The sequence below is a fragment of the Isoptericola sp. GX10416 genome (assembly GCF_056590155.1).
In genome coordinates, this window is the sequence record NZ_JBWPVO010000016.1 from 1 (window position 1) to 21814 (window position 21814).

A 21814-nucleotide genomic window follows, 5' to 3' on the forward strand; every position below is an offset into this window, starting at 1 on the left:
GGATCGACGCACCCATCTCCTCAGCACCCGCAGCCACCGTCTGCACGTTCTGCGACACCTGCTCCGCCGCCGACGCCACGACACCCGACTGGGCCGCGGTCTCCTCAGAGCCGGCGGAGAACTGGGTCCCGGTCGCGGACAGCTGCGCCGTCGCCGCAGCGACGGCCTCGGACGTCCCCGCCACCTCGGCGATGATCCCCCTCAGGTTGTCCTGCGCGGTCCTCAGCGCACGAGCCATCTGGCCCAGCTCGTCCTGGCTGTCGACGTCCGGGTGCACGGTGAGGTCGCCTGCGGCGAGCGCTCCGAGCGAGTGCTGCACCTGACGGGCGGAGCGGCGGACGCTGTTCGCCACACGGACGCCGTACACCACCGAGATCAGGAGACCGCCGGCCGCGAACACGATCATCAGCACGCGGGTCCGCGACGCGTTGTCGGCCGCGTCGTTCGCGACGGTGTCGAGGTAGGCGTACACACCGTCGCCCGAGGCGGTGAGCGCGGCACGGTAGGACTCGATGATCTCGTCGTTCGCGGACTGGATCTCCGCGGTCACGTCGTTGGCGTCGACGGCCGGCAAGAGCGTCGAGTCACGGAACTCGAGCCACTGAGCCCAGGAGCTCTTGAACTCGTCCCAGCTCGGCTCCTGAACCCCTGCCGCGTCGAGCGTCGCATCGATCGCGGCGATCTGCTCGGCGACCCCGGAGTCCGTCTCGGCCATCTGCTCGACCGTCGCCGCACGAGCCTCCCCCTCGACGATGTCGTACTGGTACGTCAGCCGCCACGCCTCCTGGGTGCCGTGGTCCACCATCGCGTTGCCGCGCAGCAGCGAGTCAGCCACGCCCGCGACCGATGCCGTGTCGGCGGACGCGAAGCGAAGGCTCTGCACCGCGAAGCCGACGACGAGGACGAGCACGGCGGCGAGGACGCCGAGTGCGGTGAGGATCTTCGTTCGGACGGAGAGGTCGGTGAAGCGGCGCCGACGGGCGCCCGGCGTGGAGATCTCGGACATGGGGGCTCCTGACAGGGACGAGGAAGGAAGGAGAGGGCTAGCGGGCGTGCTCACGAGGCGGCGGCGTCGACGTCGAGCGCGAGCAGCAACCGGTCGGAGAGCTTGTAGGTGCCGCGGATCACGGCCCGCAGCTGGTCGGGGAGCGTCTGGGGCGGGGCCTCGAACTGCTCGTCGTCGACCGTGAGGACGTCGCCGATGCGGTCGACGAGGAGACTCACGGTCTCGTCGCCGACGAAGACGACGACCATCATCTGGTCGTCCTCGCGCGGCGGCATCCCGAGGCGTCGGCGCAGGTCGACGGAGAGCACGACCTGTCCGCGCAGGTTGACGAGACCGGCCACGTCGTCGGGCGCGAGCGGCACGTTGGTGCGCGCCCGGCCCGGCAGGACCTCCTGGACCTGGTCGACGAGGATCCCGCACAGCCGGTCGGCCAGCGTGAACGTCACGAGCTGAGTGGTCATCGGGCACCTGCCAGCGACGGACCGTGGTCGGCCGTCGCGTCGTCGGGATCGGTGAGCTCGTCGAAGCCGCCGGCTTCGAGGTCGTCGAAGAAGCCAGGGTCGGCCGCCTGGACGGCGCTGCGGACGTCGAGCAGCTCGGTGACACGGTCCTTGAGCACGGTGGAGCCGAGCAGCCCCTGGTCGTCGATGTCGCTGCGCCGCTGCGCGTCGTCCTCGACGATGTCGACGATCTCGGTGACGGCCATCGCGATGCTGCGGCCGCCGCGCGTGTAGACCACGACGTCGAGCTCGTCGGACGACAGGCCACCCCCGGCCCCGAGCAGCTGGTCCAGCCGCACCAGGGCCAGCAGAGCCCCGCGGTACTGCAAGACCTCGCGGGCCCCGACCCGTTCGATCCGGTCCGCACGGATCCGCTCGAGGCGGGTGACCGCGGCCAGCGGGATCGCGACGCGGCGGTCCCCCGCCCCGACCACGAGCATCTGCTCCGTGGCCCCGGCGCCCTGGGCGACGTCTCGCACGTGCGCGCGGGCGAGGCCTGCGGCGTCGGCGGTGAGCACCCGGCGCGCGATCGCCTGGAGATCGAGGATGAGTGCCACCTTGCCGTCACCCAGCACGGTCGCGCCCGCATACATGCCGATCTGCTTGAGCCGGCTGGCGATCGCCTTGACGACGATCTCCTCCATGTTCAGGACGCGGTCCACGATGACGCCGAAGCGCTGGTCGTCGGCCTCGACGACGGCGATCACGCGGTCGTCGCCGGGCTCGAGGCCCAGCACCTCCGCCAGGGAGATCAGGGGCAGCAGGGCGCCGCGCAGCCGGAAGACCGGGGCAGAACCCACGTGCTCGATCCGGCCCTGCTGGTCGCCGAGGGCCACCAGCTCCAGCAGGCTGACCTGCGGGATCGCGTAGACCGAGCCCCCGCACGTGACCGTGAGGGCAGGCATGATGGCCAGCGTCAGCGGGATGCGCATCCGCCACGTCGTCCCCACGCCGACCCGGGACTCGACGTCCACGGAGCCGCCGATGGACTCGATGTTGGTGCGCACCACGTCCATGCCGACGCCGCGCCCGGACACGTTGGTGATCTTGGCGGCGGTGGAGAAGCCTGCCGTGAACAGCAGGTCGAGCAGCTCGGGCTCCGCCATCGCCGCGACCTCGGCCGCGGTACGCAGGCCCCTGTCGACGGCGGTGCGGCCGACGCGCGCGGGGTCGATGCCCGCGCCATCGTCGGAGATCTCCACCACGACCTGGCCGTTCGAGTGGTACGCGCGCAGCGTGACGACGCCCTGTCCGGGCTTCCCGTCGGCACGACGGCGCTCCGGGTCCTCGATGCCGTGGTCGACGGCGTTGCGCACCAGGTGGGTCAGCGGGTCCTTGACGGCCTCGAGCAGCGAGCGGTCGAGCTCCGTGTCACCACCGGTCATCTCGATCCGCACGTCGCGGCCCAGGCTGCGGGACAGGTCGCGCACGACGCGCGGCATCTTCGACCACACGTGCTCGATGGGCTGCATACGGGTACGCATGACGCCCTCCTGCAGCTCCGAGGCGATGAGGCTCAGCCGCTGCGCGGAGCGCTTGGTCTCCTGGTCGTCCCGTGCACCCGCGATCCTGTCGATCTGGTTGCGGACGAGGACGAGCTCGCCCACCTGTCGCATGAGGGTGTCGAGCAGGTCGACGTCCACGCGGATCGAGCCGTCGGCAGCGTTGCGTGCGTGCGTCTCGACCGTGGCCTCGGCCGGCGGCTCAGTGACGGACGGCACCGAGGGCCCGGCATCGGGCGTCGGCGCAGGCACGGGTTCCGGCGCCGGTTCCGCGACGGGCTCCGGCGCGGGCTCGGGCTCCGGCGTGTCCGCGGCCGGTGCGGCGGTGCCCGCCTGGACGGCGGCGATGCGCTCGACCATCGTCGCGACGTCGACGTCGTCGCCGCTGCCGGCCTCGATCTTCGCGAGGATCTCGCGCAGCGTGTCGACCAGCGCCAGCAGCACGTCGGCCGTGGGCTGGTCCATGGACCGCTTGCCGTCGCGCAGCTCGGACAGGAGCGACTCGCCGACGTGCGACACCCGCTCCAGGTTGCCGAAGCCGAGGAAGCCGCTGGTGCCCTTGATCGTGTGCACCGTGCGGAAGATGCTGCTCAGCAAGGAGCGCGACGACGGGTCGCTCTCGAGCGCTACGAGGTCCTGGTCGAGCTGATCGAGGTTCTCATAGGACTCGACCAAGAACTCGTGGACGATCTCGTCCATCTCGTCCATCTCGCCCCTCCCCGCCATCACTGGCGCGATCCGTGCGCCCTGGCGGGCGGTGTGTCCACGGGGCACCGCACTGGTGCCCCGTCCGCCTCCGGGCCGGAGGTCGTCATCAACCACTGTCGGCAGCAGGGCCGCCGTCGTGGGGCGGCGATACGTGTGACCAGTGCCCGGTCCGGGAGGAGGTCGCGACGTACCCGCCGTCGGCGAGCGCCTGCTCGTGCGCCAGGAAGTCGGGCCAGCAGAAGTCGAGGTCTCCGTGCTCCGCGATACCGACACGCACCCGTGCGATCGCGTGGCAGGCATCACAGCGGGCCGGTGCCGGCCCGGCGTCGCCGGCCCGGACGAACGACGCCGCGAACGGGTCGTCGATGACGGGCGACGGCAGCGACTCCCAGGGGCGCCGCAGGGTGCTCACGCTCCGAGCGCCTTGGCCACGGCACGGTTCACGAGCCCGCCGGCCTGGACGCGGGTCATCCCCTGGCGAACCAGCTCGTCCACCAGCGACGAGATCTGCTCGTGCACCTCGCCGGGGGTCAGTGCGGCGCCGGAGCGACGTCGCGCGATCTCCTTGGTCAGCGGAGTGGTGCGCTCCGCGATGGTCCGCCGTGGGGATGCGGGGTTAGCAGCCATGAGCGTCTCCTCTTCGTCTCTCGCCGTAGCGGTGCCCGGCGCTCCGGACGTCCTATGGAGCGTCCACGCCGGTCTCCCCTCAGGTCACACGGACTTGGCCTGCCGCGCCGGCTGGCGGGCGTCGGCCACGAGTCCCGCCAGGGTGTCGCGCACCTCGACCGGCGTGCGGCCGAGCGGCGCACCGGGCAGCGCTGCCGCGGCCTCGAGCGCACGCAGGTAGCGGCCGGTGTCGCGGGTCGGGCCACCCACCCCGCGGTCGGGGTCCCAGGCGGAGCGGGCCTCGTGCTCGTGCTCGAGGAAGACGGCGGTGAGCTCCGCGCCCCACGACGCGTCGACCCCGCGGCCGGCGACCGCACGCTTCACAGCGACGCGGGTGCGCGAGACAGCGGGGCGCCCCGGGCGTGCCCGGTCCGCCAGCGCGTCACGCACGAGCAGCTGCGCCATCCGCCGGCCGTACTCGTGCTCGGCGAGCTCGGTCAGCTGCTCGAGGCTGAACGCCGACCAGAGCCGGGTGAGCCGCTCGGCGCGCAGATCGCTCGCACGAGCCGGCAGGAGGATGGCGACGACCGACTGCAGCGCGAGCATCTCGTCCACGTCCACCCACGCCAGCAGGCGCGCCCGCACGTCGGGGTCGACGGGGCGGTCCAGCTCGGGCAGGTCGAAGGCGGCGCGGACCGCCGCGGCGTCGATGTGCGCCCGGAGCACGCCCCGCTGGCGTGCCGCCGCGCCGGCATGCACCTCGTAGAGGTGGTCGAGCCGGGCGGCGCGGCCGGCGTCGACGACCTCGGCGGCCGGGTCGGGCTCGACGGGGAGCTCGTGCAACAGTCCGGCGAGACGGCCGTCGGCGTCGACGGTGCCTTCCAGCAGGTCGGTCGAGACGACCTGGCCGACGCGACGGGCGGACCGGACGCTGCGCAACAGGGTGCGGTGCATCAGCGTGTAGTCGCTGAGCGCCTGGCGGATCGAGCCGGCCGCGCTCGCTCCGTCGGCGAACACCTCGAGGTCGAAGAACTTGGTGCCGTTGCGCCCCCGCGAGTCCGCGGCGCCCTCGGTGCTCGGCAGGTCCAGGATCTTGCGGGTGTAGAAGTCGACGGCCGCCTCGACCATGTCGTCGTGCAGGTACCGTGCCACGTTGTGTCGATGGCAGTAGCGCTGCGTCTCCGAGGCGACGATGCCGGTCCGGAAGACGGCCTCGAAGATCGCCATGCGAGCGTCCTTCTCGACGACGGAGCCGGCGCGCACCCGGCGTGCCAGGTCGGCGGTGAGGTGGTCCAGCTCGTCGCTGGCATGGTCGTGGACCTGCACCCGGTCGTTGGTGCTCGGGGTGGCGGCGGAGGCGTCGGAGGCGACGGTCAAGGTCTGCATGACATGCGTGTGTGCGGGGCGCTCGCGAGAATCGGCCCGCTGGACGCCCCCGACGCTGTGATCTCGCACACATGGCCGGTTCCCGATCACACGGCTGGCGCACCGCCGCCCGGCATAGGTGCCTCGAACCCCGCTCGAGGAGAGGACCACCGTGGAGCACAGGCGCAGAGCGCTCGACGACGTACCGGCAGAGCACCTGCTCCTGCCCGCGTCGGTGATCGACACCGCGCAGCGCCTCCCCGTGTGGCAGGCCTTCTCCGGACTCGACGAGCACGACCTGCTGCTGTCCCCCCTGTCGGCGAGCCCGCTGCCGATGCCGTGGACCGTCCCCGCAGGTCGCCGCCGGTGGCCACGGCTCCGTCCGGAGGCGATGTGGCACCCGCTGCTGTGGCTCCCCGCACGCCTCGGTTCACCCGTCGCCCGTCGTGACCCGGTGACGGGCGACCTGGAGGGCGAGACCTACGACGAGTGGGCCACCCGGGTGGTGCTGGAGATGACCGAGGCGAGCCCCGTCGTCGTCGACGGCGAGCGATGGCTGCTGCTGCACGACCCGGGACGCGAGCACGTGCTGCGCCCGGCCGGCCCGCAGGACGACCATCTCGTCCCGTTGTTCGACCCCGCGACGGGAAGCTGGCTCGACGTGCTGGCCACGGTGGGCCTCGACGTCGACGACCCCGCGGACGTCGTCCGCATCCAGGAATGGCTCGACGGCGAGCCTGACGACGCTCTCGACGCCGTCGACCTCGATCGGTTCCTGCGTGCCCACGGCCGTGACCCGGGCTGGGCCTCGGACCGGGTTCGACGCCCCCTCGTCGCGCCGGGCGGCTCACGGACCTACGTCGACGACCTGCTCGACGCCTCGTGCGCCCTCGTGGCTCGCGAGCTGGGAGAGGCGACGGTCCGCCTCATGGGCGAGCGCCTGACGACGCGGGAGACCACCCGGCGGCTCGGCCTCCTCGCCCGACTGGCCTCGACCTTCATGTCGCCCGGCACCGAGGGTGCGGACGACGTCGGGATGGCGCTGGGGCTCGCCACAGCACGGGCGGACCGGGCCACCACCACCGAGCAGGCGCGGGCCGCCGCCGACGTCCTGCGTGCCGTCCTCGGAACCGTCGCCGAGACCTCGGCGCTCGGGATCGAGCGCCTCGGCCTGCGCGTCGCGATCGAGACCGCCGAGGTACGCGACCGCATCGCCGCCATCGGTGCCGCAGCGAGACAGATCGCCTGACCGACGGCCACCCGTTGCCGGTCCGGCCGGCCACCCCGTCCCGGCTCACCGTTCCGGGGCTGCGGTGGCCTCCTGGACGGCGAGCACGTGCTCCAGGTCGGAGGCGTCCACGAGCGGGTCGTCCAGGTCGACCGTGATCTGCGAGTGCGCCATGAGCCGCGCCGACCCGGTGATCGTGGAGTGCAGCGCACGGTACGCACCCACGTGAGCCTCGCCCAGCACCGTGCCGACGAACCTGCTGCCGCGCGGTGAGATCGTCTCCAGCGCGTCGCCCTCCGCGATCTCTCCGCGCTGCACCATGAGGGCCAACCGTGCGGACGTCCCGGTCCCGGTCGGGCTCCGGCAGATCACTCCCGGGTGGACGTACGTGGCCGACGGCGACTCGAGACGACCCGGTCCCGCACCGCGGACCTCCCCCATGAAGTGGGCGAACGGCAGCGGGCCGACGTCGCCCAGCTCGGGATGCTCCTGCAGCAGACCTGGCCTGGCGGCCCGGACGAACGCGTCGCCGAACGCCGTCAGCGCGATCTGTTCCTCCGCGTTGATGCGGAACCCGTACGCGGCCGCGTCGATCAGCGCGTAGTAGGCACCGCTCCACACCAGGTCGAAGCTCACCTCGCCGTAGTGCGGCACCTCGACGCGCAGCCCTTCCTCGGCCACGTACGCGGGCTCGCCCTGGGTGGTGATCGAGGCGACGCGGCCGTCGGTGATCCGGGCCGTGATCCGCGCGAGCCCGGCGGGCGACTCCAGCACCACGCTCTGCAGGCCGTCGTCGGAGCGCATCGGGATCATCCCGCTGGACAGCAGCGCCGTGGCGGTGCAGATGGTGTTGGACCCGGAGTACAGCGGGTAGCCCATCGCCTCCATGATGATGTAGCCGGCCTGGGCCTCGGGGTGGCTCGGCTCGACGATCAGGTCCACGGACATGGCGGGGTCGCCGTACGGTTCGGAGAGCAGCAGCCGTCGCAGGCCGTCACCCTCACGCTCCAGGTAGCGTGCCTTCTCGAGCACGCTGGTGCCCGGGATGAGCTCGACGCCCTCGGTGACGATCCGGCTGACGTCACCCCCGGACTGGGTGTCGATGAGGTGCAGGGTGCGTTCACGAGGCGACATGCGGCGCTCCCACGGTGTCCCAGTGCCGGTCGGGGACCACGACCAGCTTGCCGATGTACGTCTTGCTCATGAAGGTGCGTTGCGCCTCGTGGAAGTCGGAGAGCCGGAACGTGCGGTCGAGCAGCGGCTTGATCTCGCCGTCGGAGATGTAGCGGACCAGGCGGCGGAACGCGGTCCGCGTGCCCTGGGAGGAGCCGTGCAGCTCGAGCTGCTTGAGGTACATGGTCCGCAGGTCGAGGTCGACCACGGGCCCGCCGATGGCGCCCGCCGTGCTGTAGCGGCCCTCGGGGCGCAGGATGCGCAGCAGGTCGTTGAACATCGGCCCGGCCACGAGGTCCGCGACCACGTCCACCGGCCCGTCGACCACGCGCTCCACCTCGGCGACGAGGTCCTCGACGTCGCGCAGGATCGTGCCCTCGGCGCCGATCTCCCGCAGGGCCTCCTCCTTGCCGGCGCTGGTCACGGCGTACGGGATCGCGCCCCGGACCCGCGCGAGCTGGACGATCGCCGAGCCCACTCCTCCCGAAGCACCCGTCACCAGGACGCGTTCGCCGTCGGCCAGCCGCGAACGGTCGAGCATCTGCTCGGCGGTCAAGTAGGCGCAGCAGAACGTCGCCAGCTCGGCGTCGGAGATGTCGGCCGTGATCTCGTAGGCGTTCTCGGCCGGCACGGCCACGTACTCGGCGTACCCGCCGTCACGGCCGTGGCCGATGTAGTCGATGTCGGCCAGCGAGTCGTCGCCCTCGGGCCGGTTGTAGATCGAGAAGTCGACCATGACGCGTGTCCCGACCCGCTCGGGCGGGACGCCGTCACCGACAGCGACGATCTCCCCGACGGTGTCCGTGCCCTGGATGCGCGGGAACTCGAGGGTGGACCGGCCACGCCGCCACGTGGACACCTCCGCGGCGTCGGTCTCGGAGCCGTAGGCGCCTTCGCGCACCCAGACGTCCGTGTTGTTCATGCCGCAGGCATGGACGTCGATCAGCACCTCACCCGCGTCGGGCGCGGGGGTGGGCACGTCGTCGCGATACACCAGCTGGTCGAGCCCGCCGTGACCGACGAGCTGCACCGCCTTCATCAGGTCCGGTATCGGTTCCATCTTTCGACACTAGGGGCGCCCCCTGGCGTCCGCTCCGCGAAGCGCCGATCGGATTCGCGGGGGTGGGAGAATCGGCGTCGTGCCCCAGCCAGACCAGCCGTCGTCCCCGTTCGCCCACGTCGTGTACTTCGAGCCGTGCATCCCCGGCAACACCGGGTCCGCGATCCGGCTCGCCGCCGTGACCGGGGCGCGCCTGCACCTCGTGGAGCCGCTCGGGTTCGACCTCTCCGAGGCGAAGCTGAAGCGCGCCGGGCTCGACTACCACGACCTGGCGGTCATGGACGTGCACCCGAGCCTCGACGCCGTCCTCGACACGCTCCCCGGTGCGCGCGTCTTCGCGTTCACCACCCAGGCGACGACGCCGTTCACCTCCGTCGAGTACGCACCGGGCGACGTGCTGCTCTTCGGTCCCGAGCCCACCGGGCTGTCCGACGACGTGCTGGCCCACCCACGGGTCACCGACCAGGTGCGGATCCCGATGCTGGCCGGGCGACGCTCGCTCAACCTGACGAACGCCGCCTCGATCGCCGTCTACGAGGCCTGGCGCCAGACAGGGTTCGTCGGCGCGTGAGTCCCGCCGGGACCGGCCCCGGCGTCCGGCCCGGACGCAGGCTCTCGGAATAGACCTGCCCCGGACCGCGCTGACCCGGTCATGGTCGCCCTGGAGCCCGCACCGCCCGCCGCCCGCGCCGGAGAGCTCCACGCCGTCGTCGACGACGGCGCACCGACCGCCCGCTGGGAGCTCACCGGATCGAGCGTCCGCACCGTGGAGGCCGGTGCCACGGTCCATCTGCCCGGGCCGTCCGCATGGCTCCTGGTCCTCGACGGCGAGCTCGCGGTCGAGTCGTGGCAGTCCACCGAGGTGCTCGGCCCGCACGACGCCGCCTTCCTCGGCCGCGCGCACGCCTACCGCGTCGCCGCGACGACCACCGCGCGGCTCGTCCTGGCCTCGGTGCGCCAGGCGGGCGGCGAACCGCCCCTGCCGGAGCACTACGTCGCCCGCGGGTTCGGCACCGCGAACCGTGGGGTCACGGCCCTGGTCGAGCTCTGCCCCGTGTCCACGGCGCAGCACCTGAACCACTTCGCCGCGAGCTACGGCGAGCTCATCGCCGCGGCGATGCGCAAGCACCGGCTGGAGCGGGCCGGCGACCCGATCGTCCCGGCGGGCCTCGCGCCCGAGGTCGGCCGGGTCGTGGCCGCCGTCCTGCGCGACCCGGCTCACCCGTGGACGCTCGAAGAGCTCGCGCGCCTGGCGCACCTGAGCCGGTCCAGCCTCGGCGAACGGTTCCGCGAGGCGCTGGCCAACAGCCCTCTGCAGTTCGTCCGTGAGGTCCGCATGCGCCGTGCCCGCGAGCTCCTCGCCGACGCCGACCACTCGGTCACCCACGTCGCGTTCGCCGTGGGCTACGGGTCCGTCGCCGCGTTCAGCCGGGCCTTCACCGCCGTGCACGGCATGACGCCGCGGTGCTGGCGGGCCGGGTCATGCCGGTCGACCGCGGAGGGTGGCGAAGCCGGCGGCGCCGATCACCGCGAGGACGGCGCCGGTCAGGAGCACCGGCGTCAGGCCTGCACCGTCGAGCAGCCGGCCGCCTAGCACGGAGCCCAGCGTGATCGCGGCCTGGAAGGCGGTCACCTGCAGAGCGAGCGCCGACTCGGTGCGCCGGGGCTCCGCCGTCGTGACCCAGAGCTGGGTCGCCACCGGGACCATGTTCATCCCGAAGCCCCACAGGACCACGGCCGGCACGACGACCCACAGCGAGGAGGCGCCGGCCAGCGTCGCCAGCGCCACGCCGAACAACGCCGGCCCGAGAGTCGTCGCGAGCCGCAGCCGGCGCGACAACGACCCCGCGGCGAGGTTGCCGGCGAGCCCGCCCAGCCCCCACAGGAGCAGCAGCAGGGCGACCATCGCGACGTCGACCCGCTCGATCGCGAGGCGGATGAACGGGTACGCGGCGAAGTTGCCCAGCACCGCCACGAACAGGAACGTGATGCCGAGCATGAGCCGCCGGTGCGTGAGCGCCTGCCGCAGCATCGCCAGACCGGCGCCCGGCTGCGCGGGCACGCTCGGCATCGCGAACCAGACGCCGGCGGCGCTGACCGCGGTGAGCGCCGCGGCGAGGCCGAACACCACCCGCCAGCCGAGCTGGTCGCCGAGCAGCGAGCCCAGCGGCACCCCGGCGATGGTGGCGACGCTGACCCCCAGGGCCAGCGTGGTCGAGACCGTGGCGGCCCGGCCCGGCACCGCGCGGATGCCGGCGGCGAACGCGAACGCCCAGTAGCCGGCGACCGCCACGCCCAGCAACAGCCGGCCGACCAGCAGCACGGCGAACACGGGAGCGACGGCGACGATCAGGTTGGCCACCGCGCCGATCGCCAGCAGCGCGACCAGCACGGTGCGCCGGTCCGTCCGGGGCAGGACGACGGCGATCGTCGGGGCGGTGAGGAATCCGGCGACGGCGGTGGCCGCCACCGCCAGGCCCGCCGTCCCCTCGGTGATGCCGAGGTCCGCGGCCAGGCCGGGCAGCACCCCGGCCGGCAGGAACTCGCTGGAGACCAGCATCGCGATGCCGAAGGTGAGCGTGAGGACGGGCGTCCAGGTCGCTCGTGCCGTCGTGGTCGGGGTGGGGGTGCGTGTCGAGGTGGTCACCTGCCCATGCTGTGCCGACGCGAGCGGGAGAAGTTGATCGATCGCCGCACGATGTTGACCGGGATGCCGCAGGATGGGCCCATGCGCTCACACCTGTTCCAGCACACCGAACCCGAGGGCGAGCCCGGCAGCTTCCAGCTCGCGAACAAGCACATGCTCAAGGTCGACCTGACCGGCTCTGGCGGGTTCTTCTACGCCAAGCAGGGCTCGATGGTGGCCTACCAGGGCGACGTCGGCTTCGACTACGAGGGCAGCGGGTCCGTGACCAAGCTGTTCAAGAAGGCCTTCACCGGCGAGGGCATGTCGCTGATGAAGGTCTCGGGGCGCGGCGACGTGTTCCTCGCGCAGGACGCCGACGAGGTGTTCGTCCTCTACCTGGAGAACGAGAGCGTCACCGTCAGCGGTGCCAACATCCTGGCCTTCGAGAGCACGCTGACCTGGGACATCAACCGGGTCCAGGGTGCCTCGATGCTCACCGGCGGGCTCTTCAACACCACGTTCACCGGCACCGGGGCGCTCGCCGTCACGGCGTACGGCACCCCGGTGGTGCTGAACGTCGACGAGCCGACCTTCGTGGACATGCAGTCCGTCGTGCTCTGGTCGACCACGCTGTCCAGCTCGGTCCGCAAGACGGCCAAGCTCGGCGCCGTCATCGGGCGCGGCTCCGGCGAGGCGTACCAGCTGGGGCTCAGCGGTCAGGGGTTCGTCGTCGTGCAGGCCTCGGAGGGCCACCCGCCGGTCAAGACCGACTGATCGAGGCCCCGGCCAGCAGCCAGGTGGCGGCCCGCAGGAGCAGGCGTCGATAGCCCGCGGAGTCGTAGGCGCGCACGTCGTGACCCGGTCCGCAGTACACGGTGCGGCCGCCGTGCGCCTCGGTGGCCCACACGACCGGCTGCGGCTCGCCGTCCTCGTCGGGCACCCAGCCGAGCACCTCCGACGACGGCGCGACGCGCAGGGCGCAGTACCTCTCGTCGAGGAGCTCGACGGTCGCGGCGGCCCCGGCGACGATGGCGTGCCCGCCGGTCGCCAGGGTCACGGTGGTCGGGCCGAACGGCGGGTGGTACGACGTCTCCGGCACCCAGCGGCCGCCGAGGATCTCCTCCCAGCCCGGCGCGTCGCGGAACGTGTTCGCCGACTGGTGCAGGGCGAGGATCCGCCCGCCTGCGCGCGCCCAGGCCTCGAGGTCGACGTGGAACGGCGCCCACGCGTCGTCGTCGGGCCCGATGCCGGCCTCCAGGTAGCCGGGCCAGGACGTCCCGGCGTTCACGACGAGCAGGTCGACGTCCTCCAGGTCGGCCAGGGCGTGGGGGAAGACCGAGCGGACGACGACGTCGGTCGGGCGGCCGTCGTGCTCCAGCTCGGCGAGCACGAGCGCGAGGCGGTGGCTGGTCGCGGCATGGTCGTGCCACGGGTCCTCGTACCGGCCGCGACCGGCCAGCACCAGGACGCGGTGCGGGTTCTCGGACTCTTCGGCGGGCGTCGTCGTCACGACGTGATCGTGCCACGTTCCCGGGATGCCGGCAGGGGTCGCAGGACCGTCCCTACGGGTGCGCGGTCGCCCGCGGCACGCCCGGCGACCCGGTGACGATCGCGGTCTCGGGCAGCACGAAGCAGCGGCGGCACAGCGCCTCGTAGGTGAAGGTGCCGTCGTCCGGGATCGGCTCGGACGCGCCCAGCGGCTCGAGGAACGGCACTCCGTCGCAGAGCACCTGGGTGAACGCGGCGTGCAGGTCCTGACAGCGGTCGCACACAGCGCGGCGGTAGCGGACGTCCGTGGGGCCCAGCTCCAGCAGGGCACGGATCGTCGCGAACAGCTCGCCGCGGTGGTCCAGGTCGATGCCGCACGCCAGCACCTTGGTGCCGCGCAGCACCAGCTCCTCGACGACCCGGACGTCCGCCGGGGTGAACATGTGGACCTCGTCGATCGCGACGACGTCCTCGGTGGTGTGCAGCAGCGGCTCGAGCGTCTCCAGCTTGAGCGTCGGCAGCGAGGCACCGGTGCGCGAGACGATCCGCGCGTCGCGCACGTGGCGCGCCGACTGCACGACGGCGCAGCTCAGCCGCGAGTAGGCCAGCGGGGCGACCTGCGCGATGAGGTCGAGCGACTTGCCGGACTTCATCGGGCCGAGCACCAGCGACAGCTCCACCGGGCACCTCCCTGCGGTCCGCGGCGGGCCGGGCGCCCGCCGGAAGCACCTTAACGCTCGGGGCCGGCTCCTTCGGCGGCGACGACGGCGGCCCCGGCTGCCCTCGCCGCTCGGGCGAGCACCGTGCGCGCGTGCCGCAGCACCGGTTCGTCGACCATGCGCCCCTCCGCCCGCACGGCCCCGCCCGACGGCGGCACCCCGGCGCCCTCGAGCAGCCTGCGGGCGCGCTCGACCTCCTGGTCCGGCGGCGTGTACGCCTCCCGGACCGCGGCCGCGTGGCGCGGGTGCACGCACATCGTGGCGGTGAACCCACACGCCGCCGCGTCCCGGGCCTCCGCCGCGACGCCGTCGAGGTCGTCCAGGTCGACGTGCACGGCGTCGACCGCGGCCTTGCCGACCGCGCCCGCCGCGAGCAGCACGGTCGACCGGGCGTGCCGGGCCACGTCGCGGTAGGTGCCGTCGGGGTGCCGGCTGGACGTCCCGCCGAGGGACGCGACGAGGTCTTCCGCGCCCCAGGCGAGGGCCACCACGTCGGGTCGCATCGCGAGCGCCGGGGCGGCGAGCACGCCGGCCGCCGTCTCGCACAGGGCCACCACCGCGTAAGGGGCGCCGTCTGCGCGCAACAGGGGTCCGACGAACCTCCCGTCCGCCTTCGGCAGCATCACGGTGGTGTACGCGGTGCCCGCGAGCGCCGCGAGGTCGGCCTCGTGGTCGGGCGTCCCGACGGCGTTGACGCGGACGACGGTGCGCGCCGGGTCGAGCGGGTGCTCGAGCAGCGCCCGGCGTGCGGCCGGGCGTCCGGCCGGGTCGACGCCGTCCTCCAGGTCGAGGATCACGCCGTCGGCCCGCCGTGCCGCCTTGTCGAACCGGTCGGGCCGGTCCGCCGGGCAGAACAGCAGCGCCGGGCCGAGGGTGAAGGGTTCTGGTGTCACGGCTCGTCCTTCCCGGCCTGCTCGTGCCCGGCCCGGGTCCACATCATCACCGTGCGCACGGCCCGGGCGACCTCGACGTCGTCCTGGTTGGTCCCGACGTGCTCGAGCGTGACGATCCCCGTGCCGGGCCGCGAGGCGGAGAGCCGCCTGTCGAGCACCGTCGTCGCCCCGTAGAGGGTGTCGCCGTGGAACATCGGCGCGGGGAAGCGGATCTCCGTGAACCCCAGGTTCGCCACGATCGTGCCGCGGGTCAGGTGGGCGACGCTCAGCCCGACGAGCGTGGCGAGCGTGAGCATCGAGTTCATCAGCGGCCTGCCGAACGGCTGGGTCGCCGCCCAGGCCGCGTCCAGGTGCAACCCCTGCGGGTTCATCGTCACCGACGTGAACAGCGTGTTGTCCGCCTCGGTGAGGGTGCGCCCCGGTCGGTGCACGTAGCGCACGCCCTCGTCGAGCTCGTCGTGGTAGAGGCCCCGCTGGATCTCGTCACGCATCGCTGCCCCTCGCTCCCGCGCTCATGCCGTCAGCCCCAGGTCCCGGGCGATGACCATGAGCTGCACCTCGGTGGTGCCCTCGCCGACCTCGAGGATCTTCGAGTCGCGGTAGTGCCGGGCGACGGGGTTCTCGTTGAGGAACCCGTACCCGCCGAAGATCTGCGACGCGTCACGCGCGTTCGCCATCGCCGCCTCGCCGGCCGTGAGCTTCGCGACCGACGCCTCGGCCTTGAACGGCTTGCCGTGCGTGAGCTTCAGCGCGGCGTCCAACCAGCAGAGCCGCGCCGCGTGCACGCGGGCCTGCATCCGCGCCAGAGTGAACGCGACGTGCTGGTTGCTCCCGATGGAGTGGCCGAACACCGTGCGCTCATTCGCGTACCGCAGCGCCTCCTCCAGACAGCCCTGGGCGGCGCCGGTGGCCAGCGCGGCGAACGCGATCCGTCCCTCGTCGAGCACGCGCAGGAAGTTCGCGTACCCGCGGCCGCGCTCGCCGAGGAGGTTCGACGCCGGCACGCGGACGCCGTCGAGCGTCAGCGGGTGGGTGTCGGAGGTGTGCCAGCCGACCTTGTCGTACGGCTCGCCCACGGTCAGGCCGCGCGTCCCCGCAGGCACCAGGATGGAGGAGAGCTCGGGGCGCACGACGCCGTCGCTGCCGACCCGCTCCCCCGTCACGGCCGTGACGGTGATGACGCTGGTGATCGGGGTGCCGGAGTTGGTGATGAACTGCTTGGTCCCGTCGATCACCCACTCGTCCCCGTCCGGGCCCTCCTCGAGCCGCGCCCGGGTCTGCGTCGCCCCCGCGTCGGACCCCGCGCCGGCCTCCGTGAGCCCGAACGCCGCGAGCGCCCGGCCGGCCACCAGGTCGGGCAGCCAGCGCTCCTTCTGCTCGGGCGTGCCGTGCCGGAAGATCGGCATGATGCCGAGCCCGACCCCGGCCTCGAGCGTCACCGCGATGGACTGGTCCACCCGGGCGAGCGCCTCGACGGCGAGGCACAGCGAGACGTAGTCCTCGTCCTGGCCGCCCACGTCACGCGGGAACGGCAGCCCGAACAGCCCGAGCTCACCCATCTGCGCGATGATCTCCATCGGCAGGCGGCGCTCCGTGTCGTACCGGTAGGCGGCCGGCGCGACGACCTCGTCGGCGAACTCACGCACCGTCTGGCTGAGCTTGCGCTGCCCGTCGGTCAGGACGGTCGCGGCGGTATCGGCGATCATGACGCTCCTTCGGGTTCGACGACGGCGACCACCTGGTCGAGGCGGACCTGGTCGCCCGGGTGCACCACGAGACGCAGGGTCCCTGCGGCGGGTGCGGTGAGGGGGTGTTCCATCTTCATGGCTTCGACGACGACGACGGCGGCGCCGGCATCGACGGGACCTTCGGCATGGGTGGCGGTCACCGTGCCGGGCATCTGCGCCCGGATCTCGGTGGGACCCGTGGCGGGCGCGCCCGGCTCGGCGGTGGCGGCCTTCCCGCTCCGGCGCACCGCGGCGCGCTCGGTGCGGTCCAGGACGGTGAGCACGCTGGTGCGGCCCTCGACGGCGACCCACACGGCGCCGTCCCGTTCCAGCACGTGCACCAGGACCGTGCGCCCCTCGGCCGTGAGCAGCCGCCGGTGCGGCGGACCACCGGCCGGCCGCAGGGACGCCCGGACCGGGCTGCCGCCGTCGTCCACGCCGCCACCCGCCACCGTGGCGGCGTCGCGGGAGCCGGTGACCTCGAGGTCGAGGACGGTGCCGGCCGCGTCGCGCAGGGCGACCGGGCGGGATACGGGCGCGGCGTTGAGCCGCCAGCCGTCCGGCGCCCACGGGTCGCGGGTCCCGCTGCCGGTGCTGGTGCCGGGCGCGGATGTACCGGCGAGCAGCGCGGCGACCACCAGCGCGGTCCCGTCGGGCTCGGCCGGCTGTGCACCGGCTCCGGGCTGCTCCGCGGGCTCCACGAACCGGTCCACGAGGCCCGTGTCGAGCTTGCCCGCGCGGACGTCCGGGTCGGCGAGCAGGTCGCGCAGGAACCCGACGTTCGTCTCGACACCGAGCACCGCCGTCCGGGCGAGCAGCCCGTCGAGGCGCGCCAGGGCCTGGTCGCGGTCCGTGCCGTGCGCGACGGCCTTGGCGAGCATCGGGTCGTAGTCCCCCGACACCTCGTCGCCGCTCGCGACACCCGCGTCCAGCCGGAGCGGGAACGCGTCGGGACCGGCGCCCACCCCCGCGTCGTCGAACACGTCCACGCGGCCCACCGACGGCAGGAACCCGCGGGCGGGCGCCTCCGCGTACACCCGGGCCTCGACCGCGTGGCCGGTGAGCCGCACGTCCTGCTGGGCGAACCACAACGGCTCGCCGGCGGCGACCCGGAGCTGGGCCGCCACGAGGTCCAGACCGGTGACCATCTCGGTGACCGGGTGCTCCACCTGCAGGCGGGTGTTCATCTCGATGAACGCGAAGTCGTCGGGAGCGTCCGCCGGCACGAGGAACTCCACCGTGCCGACACCGACGTAGCCGACCGACCGGGCCACCTCGCAGGCCGCCGCGCCGAGCCGCTCGCGCGTCGCGTCGTCGACGGCGTGCGACGGAGCCTCCTCGACGATCTTCTGGTGGCGGCGCTGCAGCGTGCACTCCCGCTCGCCGAGGTGCACGACGGCGCCACGGGTGTCCGCGAGCACCTGCACCTCGACGTGCCGCGGACGTTCCACCAACCGCTCGAGCAGCAGCCTGTCGTCGCCGAACGCCGACGTCGCCACCCGGCGCGCGGAGGCCAGCGCCGCGGGCAGGCCGTCGGCTTCCCGGACCACCACCATGCCCTTGCCGCCGCCCCCGGCCACCGGCTTGACCAGCAGCGGGTAACCGACGTCGGCCGCGGCCGCGACGAGCTCCGGGTCGTCGAGCCCTCGGTCGTCGGGCCCCGCGTCCAGCGTGCCGGGCAGCACGGGCACGCCCCGGCCGGCGACGAGCCGCTTGCCCGCGACCTTGTCGGCCATCGCCTCGATCGCCGCGGCCGGCGGACCGACGAACACCAGCCCGGCGCGTTCGCAGGCGCGGGCGAGCTCCGGGTTCTCCGACAGGAAGCCGTAGCCGGGGTGGATCGCCTCGGCACCGGCGCCGACGGCGGCCGCGACCACCGCCTCGACGTCCAGGTACGCGCGGGCCGGGCCGAGGGACACCGCGACGTCGGCCTCGCGCACGTGCCGCGACCCGCCGTCGGCGTCCGTGTGGACCGCGACCGAGCGGACGCCGAGCCGGCGCAACGTGCCGATCACACGGCAGGCGATCTCGCCACGGTTGGCTACCAGCACTGTGCTGAACATCTCCGTGGGCACCGTCCTCACATCCGGAAGAGCCCGAAGCGCGGGCCCTCGGTCGTCGGGAGCGGCGTGCGGGCGCACACCGCCAGTGCCATGCCGAGCACGCGGCGGGTGTCGCCCGGCTCGATGATGCCGTCATCCCACAGCCGGGCGGTCGCGTGGTACGGGTTGCCTGCCGCCTCGTAGGAGTCGCGGATCTCGCGCCGGAACTCCGACTCGTCCTGCGCGTCCCACTCCTGGCCCCGGGCGTCCGCCTGGTCGCGCTTGACGGTGGCCAGCACGGCCGAGGCCTGCTCGCCGCCCATCACCGAGACCCGCGCGCCCGGCCAGGTCCACAGGAACCGCGGGGAGTAGGCCCGCCCGCACATCGCGTAGTTCCCGGCGCCGAACGACCCGCCCACGATGACGGTCAGCTTCGGCACCCGGGCCGTGGCCACGGCCGTGACCATCTTGGCGCCGTCCTTCGCGATGCCGCCCGCCTCGGCGTCGGTGCCCACCATGAACCCCGAGATGTTCTGCAGGAACAGCAGCGGGATGCCGCGCTGGTCGCACAGCTCGATGAAGTGCGCACCCTTGAGCGCCGACTCGCGCAGGAGCACGCCGTGGTTGGCCAGGACCCCCACCGGGTGCCCGTGCACGTGCGCGAACCCGCAGACCAGCGTGGTCCCGTACCCGGCCTTGAACTCGTGCAGCCTGCTGCCGTCCACGACGCGCGCGATCACCTCGCGCGGGTCGTACGGCTGCTGGACGTCCGCGGGCACCACGGCGTCCAGACCCGCGCCACCCGACCCGTCCGGGGCGTCGGGGCCGACGGCGGGCGCCTCGGCCTCCGCGACGGTCCACGCAGGCTCCGGGTCCGGCGGGAGCGTCGCGACGATGTCGCGCACGATGTCCAGGGCGTGCTCGTCGTCCTCGGCGAGATGGTCGACGACGCCGGAGCGCCGCGCGTGCAGCTCACCCCCGCCGAGCTGCTCGGCCGTGACGACCTCACCGATCGCGGCCTTCACCAGCGGCGGGCCGCCGAGGAAGATCGTGCCCTGGCCCCGCACGATCACCGTCTCGTCGCTCATCGCCGGGACGTACGCGCCGCCTGCGGTACAGGAGCCCAGCACGGCGGAGATCTGCGGGATCCCCTCCGCCGACAGCCGCGCCTGGTGGTAGAAGATCCGACCGAAGTGGTCGCGGTCCGGGAACACCTCGTCCTGCCGGGGCAGGAACGCCCCGCCCGAGTCCACCAGGTAGACGCACGGCAGCCGGTTCTCCAGCGCGATCTCCTGCGCCCGCAGGTGCTTCTTGACCGTCAGCGGGTGGTACGTGCCGCCCTTGACCGTCGGATCGTTGCAGACCACCATCACCTGCCGCCCGCGCACCCGGCCGACGCCCGCGACCACGCCCGCACCGGGCCACGCGCCCACCTCGCCCGGGCCGGCGTCGACCCCGTACGCGGCCAGCGGGGAGATCTCCAGGAACGGGCTGCCCGGGTCGAGCAGCCGCTCGACCCGGTCCCGCGGCAGCAGCTTGCCGCGCCCCACGTGGCGCTCGCGGGCAGCGTCCGAGCCGCCCCGTGCCGCCCCGGACGTCCGTTCGCGCAGGGTCGCCGCGAGCGCACCCTGCGCCTCGGCGTTCGCACGGGCGGCGTCGCTCGCCGGGTCGACGGCGGAGGTGAGGACGGTCATGCGCCCCGCCCCTCGCCGTCGTCCGGGCCGTCGGAGCCGCCGAGCAGCAGCGCCAGCCCCGGGTCGGCCAGGAGCCCGCCGAGGTCCGCGAGGAACCGGGCGCCCTGCTCGCCGTCGACCACCCGGTGGTCGAACGTGAGACTGAGCGTCAGCGTCTCGCGCAGCGCGATCTCGCCGTGGTGCTCCCACGGCTGCCGGGCGAGCCGCCCGATACCGAGGATGGCGGACTCGCCAGGGTTGAGCAGCGGCGTGCCCGAGTCGACCCCGAAGACGCCCACGTTCGTGAGCGTCAGCGTGCCCCCGGCGAGCCGCTCCGGGCGGGTCCGCCCGGCGCGGGCCGTCGTGGCGAGCTCCCCGAGCGCTCGGGCCAGGCCGACCAGGGACAGCTCGTCGGCGTGCGGCACGTGCGGCACCACGAGCCCGCGGTCGGTCGCCACCGCGATGCCGAGGTTCACGTGCGCGGGGCGCACCAGCTGCGGGCCGTCGTCGGAATCCTCCCAGCGCGTGACGAGCGCCGGATGGTCCGGCAGCAGCACCAGCACCGCGCGGGCCACCAGGGCGAGCACCGTCAGCCGGGTGCCCGCGGTGCGCGGGTGCTCCCGCAGCCGGGTCAGCAGCTCCTTCAGCGCCGTCACGTCGCAGGTCAGGTGCACGGTGGCCTGCGGGATCGCCGCGCTGGCGACCATCGCCGCGGCGGTGTGCTTGCGCACGCCCCGCACCGGCTCGCGGGTCTCGGCCCGTACCGGCCGGGTGCCGAGGGTGCTGCCCCCCGTGGCCGCCGTGACGTCGTCGCGCGTGATCCGTCCGTCCGGGCCGCTGCCCGTCACCTGGGCCAGGTCGACGCCCAGCCGCTTCGCCGTCGCCCGGACCCCCGGGGTGGCGCGCCGGTTCGCGGTGGCACGGGGCGCCACCCCGTCCGACGGCGGGACACCGGGTGTGGCGACCGGCTTGCGCGGGCGTCGGGTCGGGCGGCCGCGCCGGGCTGCCCGGGCACCGTAGCCGACCAGGTTGGGGCGGGACTCCTCCTCGGGGGACGCCGCCGAGGCCGACGAGCTCGCTGAGGCCGACGACGCCGACGAGTCCGCCGATGTCGCGTCCGATCCGGCGGGCTCCTCACGGGGCGCGGGACTCGCCGGGGCCGCCGACGCGCCGCCGGTGCCGGTCCCGTTGCCTGCGGCCGAGCCGCCGCCCGCCACGTCCAGGTCGAAGGTGACCAGCGGCTCACCGACCTCGACGACCTGCCCCTCCTCGGCGTGCAGCCGGGCCACGACCCCCGCGTACGGCGAGGGGATCTCCACCAGCGCCTTGGCCGTCTCGACCTCCGCGATCACCTGGTTCAGGGTGACCGTGTCGCCCGGGCCCACGCGCCATTCGACCACCTCCGACTCGGTCAGACCTTCACCGAGGTCCGGGAGCAGGAACTCCTGGGTGCTCATGCCATCACCTCCGTGCCTGACCGCTGCGGTGCCCCGCTCCT

The 21814-nt window shown here is 73.5% G+C and carries 21 protein-coding genes; 4 read left to right on the plus strand and 17 right to left on the minus strand.

All coding sequences use genetic code 11. The annotated features are described in order from the left end of the window. The 6 genes from ACWAT2_RS17545 to ACWAT2_RS17570 form a co-directional block, all read right to left on the minus strand. On the minus strand, positions 1 to 1006 hold a 1006-nt coding region (locus tag ACWAT2_RS17545), incomplete at its 3' end, for a HAMP domain-containing protein (protein WP_480049161.1). 50 nt (positions 1007 to 1056) lie between these two features. Next, positions 1057 to 1467, minus strand: a complete 411-nt coding sequence (locus ACWAT2_RS17550) for a chemotaxis protein CheW (protein ID WP_402377624.1) — start codon at positions 1465 to 1467, stop codon at positions 1057 to 1059. After that, on the minus strand, positions 1464 to 3716 hold the full coding sequence (locus tag ACWAT2_RS17555) for a chemotaxis protein CheA (protein ID WP_402377626.1): 2253 nt from the start codon (positions 3714 to 3716) through the stop codon (positions 1464 to 1466). Before ACWAT2_RS17555 ends, ACWAT2_RS17550 begins: the two co-directional genes overlap by 4 nt. A 106-nt stretch (positions 3717 to 3822) precedes the next feature. Continuing rightward, positions 3823 to 4128 carry a DUF7455 domain-containing protein gene (locus tag ACWAT2_RS17560; RefSeq protein ID WP_402377629.1) on the minus strand — a complete coding sequence of 102 codons (306 nt, stop codon included), beginning with the start codon at positions 4126 to 4128 and terminating at the stop codon, positions 3823 to 3825. Then, a complete protein-coding gene (locus tag ACWAT2_RS17565; protein ID WP_402377632.1) occupies positions 4125 to 4343 on the minus strand; it encodes a hypothetical protein in 219 nt (72 codons plus the stop codon). Before ACWAT2_RS17565 ends, ACWAT2_RS17560 begins: the two co-directional genes overlap by 4 nt. Positions 4344 to 4427: 84 nt before the next feature. Next, complete coding sequence (locus tag ACWAT2_RS17570) at positions 4428 to 5708, minus strand: hypothetical protein (RefSeq protein ID WP_402377634.1); 1281 nt, start codon at positions 5706 to 5708, stop codon at positions 4428 to 4430. Between the two features lie 151 nt (positions 5709 to 5859). Here ACWAT2_RS17570 and ACWAT2_RS17575 point away from each other — a divergent pair, with 151 nt between their 5' ends. Beyond that, positions 5860 to 6936, plus strand: coding sequence for a hypothetical protein (locus ACWAT2_RS17575; RefSeq protein ID WP_402377637.1), 1077 nt, complete (start codon positions 5860 to 5862; stop codon positions 6934 to 6936). Positions 6937 to 6981: 45 nt separating this feature from the next. On the opposite strand, the gene ACWAT2_RS17580 is transcribed toward ACWAT2_RS17575, so the two are convergent. Both ACWAT2_RS17580 and ACWAT2_RS17585 read right to left on the minus strand, forming a co-directional pair. Further along, positions 6982 to 8049, minus strand: a complete 1068-nt coding sequence (locus ACWAT2_RS17580; RefSeq protein ID WP_402377640.1) for a proline racemase family protein — start codon at positions 8047 to 8049, stop codon at positions 6982 to 6984. After that, entirely contained in the window at positions 8036 to 9148 is a 1113-nt protein-coding gene (locus ACWAT2_RS17585; protein ID WP_402377641.1) for an alcohol dehydrogenase family protein, read from the minus strand. The genes ACWAT2_RS17580 and ACWAT2_RS17585 overlap by 14 nt, the downstream gene beginning before the upstream one ends. A gap of 79 nt (positions 9149 to 9227) precedes the next feature. On the opposite strand from ACWAT2_RS17585, the gene ACWAT2_RS17590 reads away from it, so the two are divergent. Both ACWAT2_RS17590 and ACWAT2_RS17595 read left to right on the plus strand, forming a co-directional pair. After that, positions 9228 to 9719: a tRNA (cytidine(34)-2'-O)-methyltransferase gene (locus ACWAT2_RS17590; protein WP_402377643.1), complete on the plus strand. Its 492-nt coding sequence runs from the start codon at positions 9228 to 9230 to the stop codon at positions 9717 to 9719. 81 nt (positions 9720 to 9800) lie between these two features. Beyond that, positions 9801 to 10742, plus strand: coding sequence for a helix-turn-helix transcriptional regulator (locus ACWAT2_RS17595; protein WP_402377646.1), 942 nt, complete (start codon positions 9801 to 9803; stop codon positions 10740 to 10742). On the opposite strand, the gene ACWAT2_RS17600 is transcribed toward ACWAT2_RS17595, so the two are convergent. After that, positions 10629 to 11795, minus strand: a complete 1167-nt coding sequence (locus tag ACWAT2_RS17600) for an MFS transporter (protein WP_402377648.1) — start codon at positions 11793 to 11795, stop codon at positions 10629 to 10631. The genes ACWAT2_RS17595 and ACWAT2_RS17600 overlap by 114 nt on opposite strands. A gap of 81 nt (positions 11796 to 11876) precedes the next feature. Here ACWAT2_RS17600 and ACWAT2_RS17605 point away from each other — a divergent pair, with 81 nt between their 5' ends. Beyond that, positions 11877 to 12548: an AIM24 family protein gene (locus ACWAT2_RS17605; protein WP_402377650.1), complete on the plus strand. Its 672-nt coding sequence runs from the start codon at positions 11877 to 11879 to the stop codon at positions 12546 to 12548. On the opposite strand, the gene ACWAT2_RS17610 is transcribed toward ACWAT2_RS17605, so the two are convergent. From ACWAT2_RS17610 to ACWAT2_RS17645, 8 genes are read right to left on the minus strand one after another with little or no spacing between them, the layout of a single operon-like run. Next, positions 12535 to 13284 carry a ThuA domain-containing protein gene (locus ACWAT2_RS17610; protein ID WP_402377652.1) on the minus strand — a complete coding sequence of 250 codons (750 nt, stop codon included), beginning with the start codon at positions 13282 to 13284 and terminating at the stop codon, positions 12535 to 12537. The two genes, ACWAT2_RS17605 and ACWAT2_RS17610, sit on opposite strands and share 14 nt — an antisense overlap. A gap of 52 nt (positions 13285 to 13336) precedes the next feature. Then, complete coding sequence (locus tag ACWAT2_RS17615) at positions 13337 to 13942, minus strand: thymidine kinase (RefSeq protein ID WP_402377655.1); 606 nt, start codon at positions 13940 to 13942, stop codon at positions 13337 to 13339. Between the two features lie 50 nt (positions 13943 to 13992). Continuing rightward, on the minus strand, positions 13993 to 14874 hold the full coding sequence (locus ACWAT2_RS17620; RefSeq protein ID WP_402377658.1) for an HpcH/HpaI aldolase/citrate lyase family protein: 882 nt from the start codon (positions 14872 to 14874) through the stop codon (positions 13993 to 13995). After that, the gene (locus ACWAT2_RS17625) at positions 14871 to 15365 is read right to left on the minus strand and encodes a MaoC family dehydratase (protein WP_402377661.1); all 495 of its coding nucleotides are present in this window, start codon (positions 15363 to 15365) and stop codon (positions 14871 to 14873) included. Before ACWAT2_RS17625 ends, ACWAT2_RS17620 begins: the two co-directional genes overlap by 4 nt. Positions 15366 to 15386: 21 nt before the next feature. After that, a complete protein-coding gene (locus ACWAT2_RS17630) occupies positions 15387 to 16580 on the minus strand; it encodes an acyl-CoA dehydrogenase family protein (protein ID WP_402377664.1) in 1194 nt (397 codons plus the stop codon). Next, on the minus strand, positions 16577 to 18664 hold the full coding sequence (locus ACWAT2_RS17635; RefSeq protein WP_402377666.1) for an ATP-binding protein: 2088 nt from the start codon (positions 18662 to 18664) through the stop codon (positions 16577 to 16579). Before ACWAT2_RS17635 ends, ACWAT2_RS17630 begins: the two co-directional genes overlap by 4 nt. Before the next feature lie 17 nt (positions 18665 to 18681). Next, the gene (locus ACWAT2_RS17640) at positions 18682 to 20337 is read right to left on the minus strand and encodes a carboxyl transferase domain-containing protein (protein ID WP_402377669.1); all 1656 of its coding nucleotides are present in this window, start codon (positions 20335 to 20337) and stop codon (positions 18682 to 18684) included. Continuing rightward, positions 20334 to 21773 carry a dihydrolipoamide acetyltransferase family protein gene (locus tag ACWAT2_RS17645; protein WP_402377672.1) on the minus strand — a complete coding sequence of 480 codons (1440 nt, stop codon included), beginning with the start codon at positions 21771 to 21773 and terminating at the stop codon, positions 20334 to 20336. Before ACWAT2_RS17645 ends, ACWAT2_RS17640 begins: the two co-directional genes overlap by 4 nt. Between the last annotated feature and the right edge of the window lie 41 nt (positions 21774 to 21814).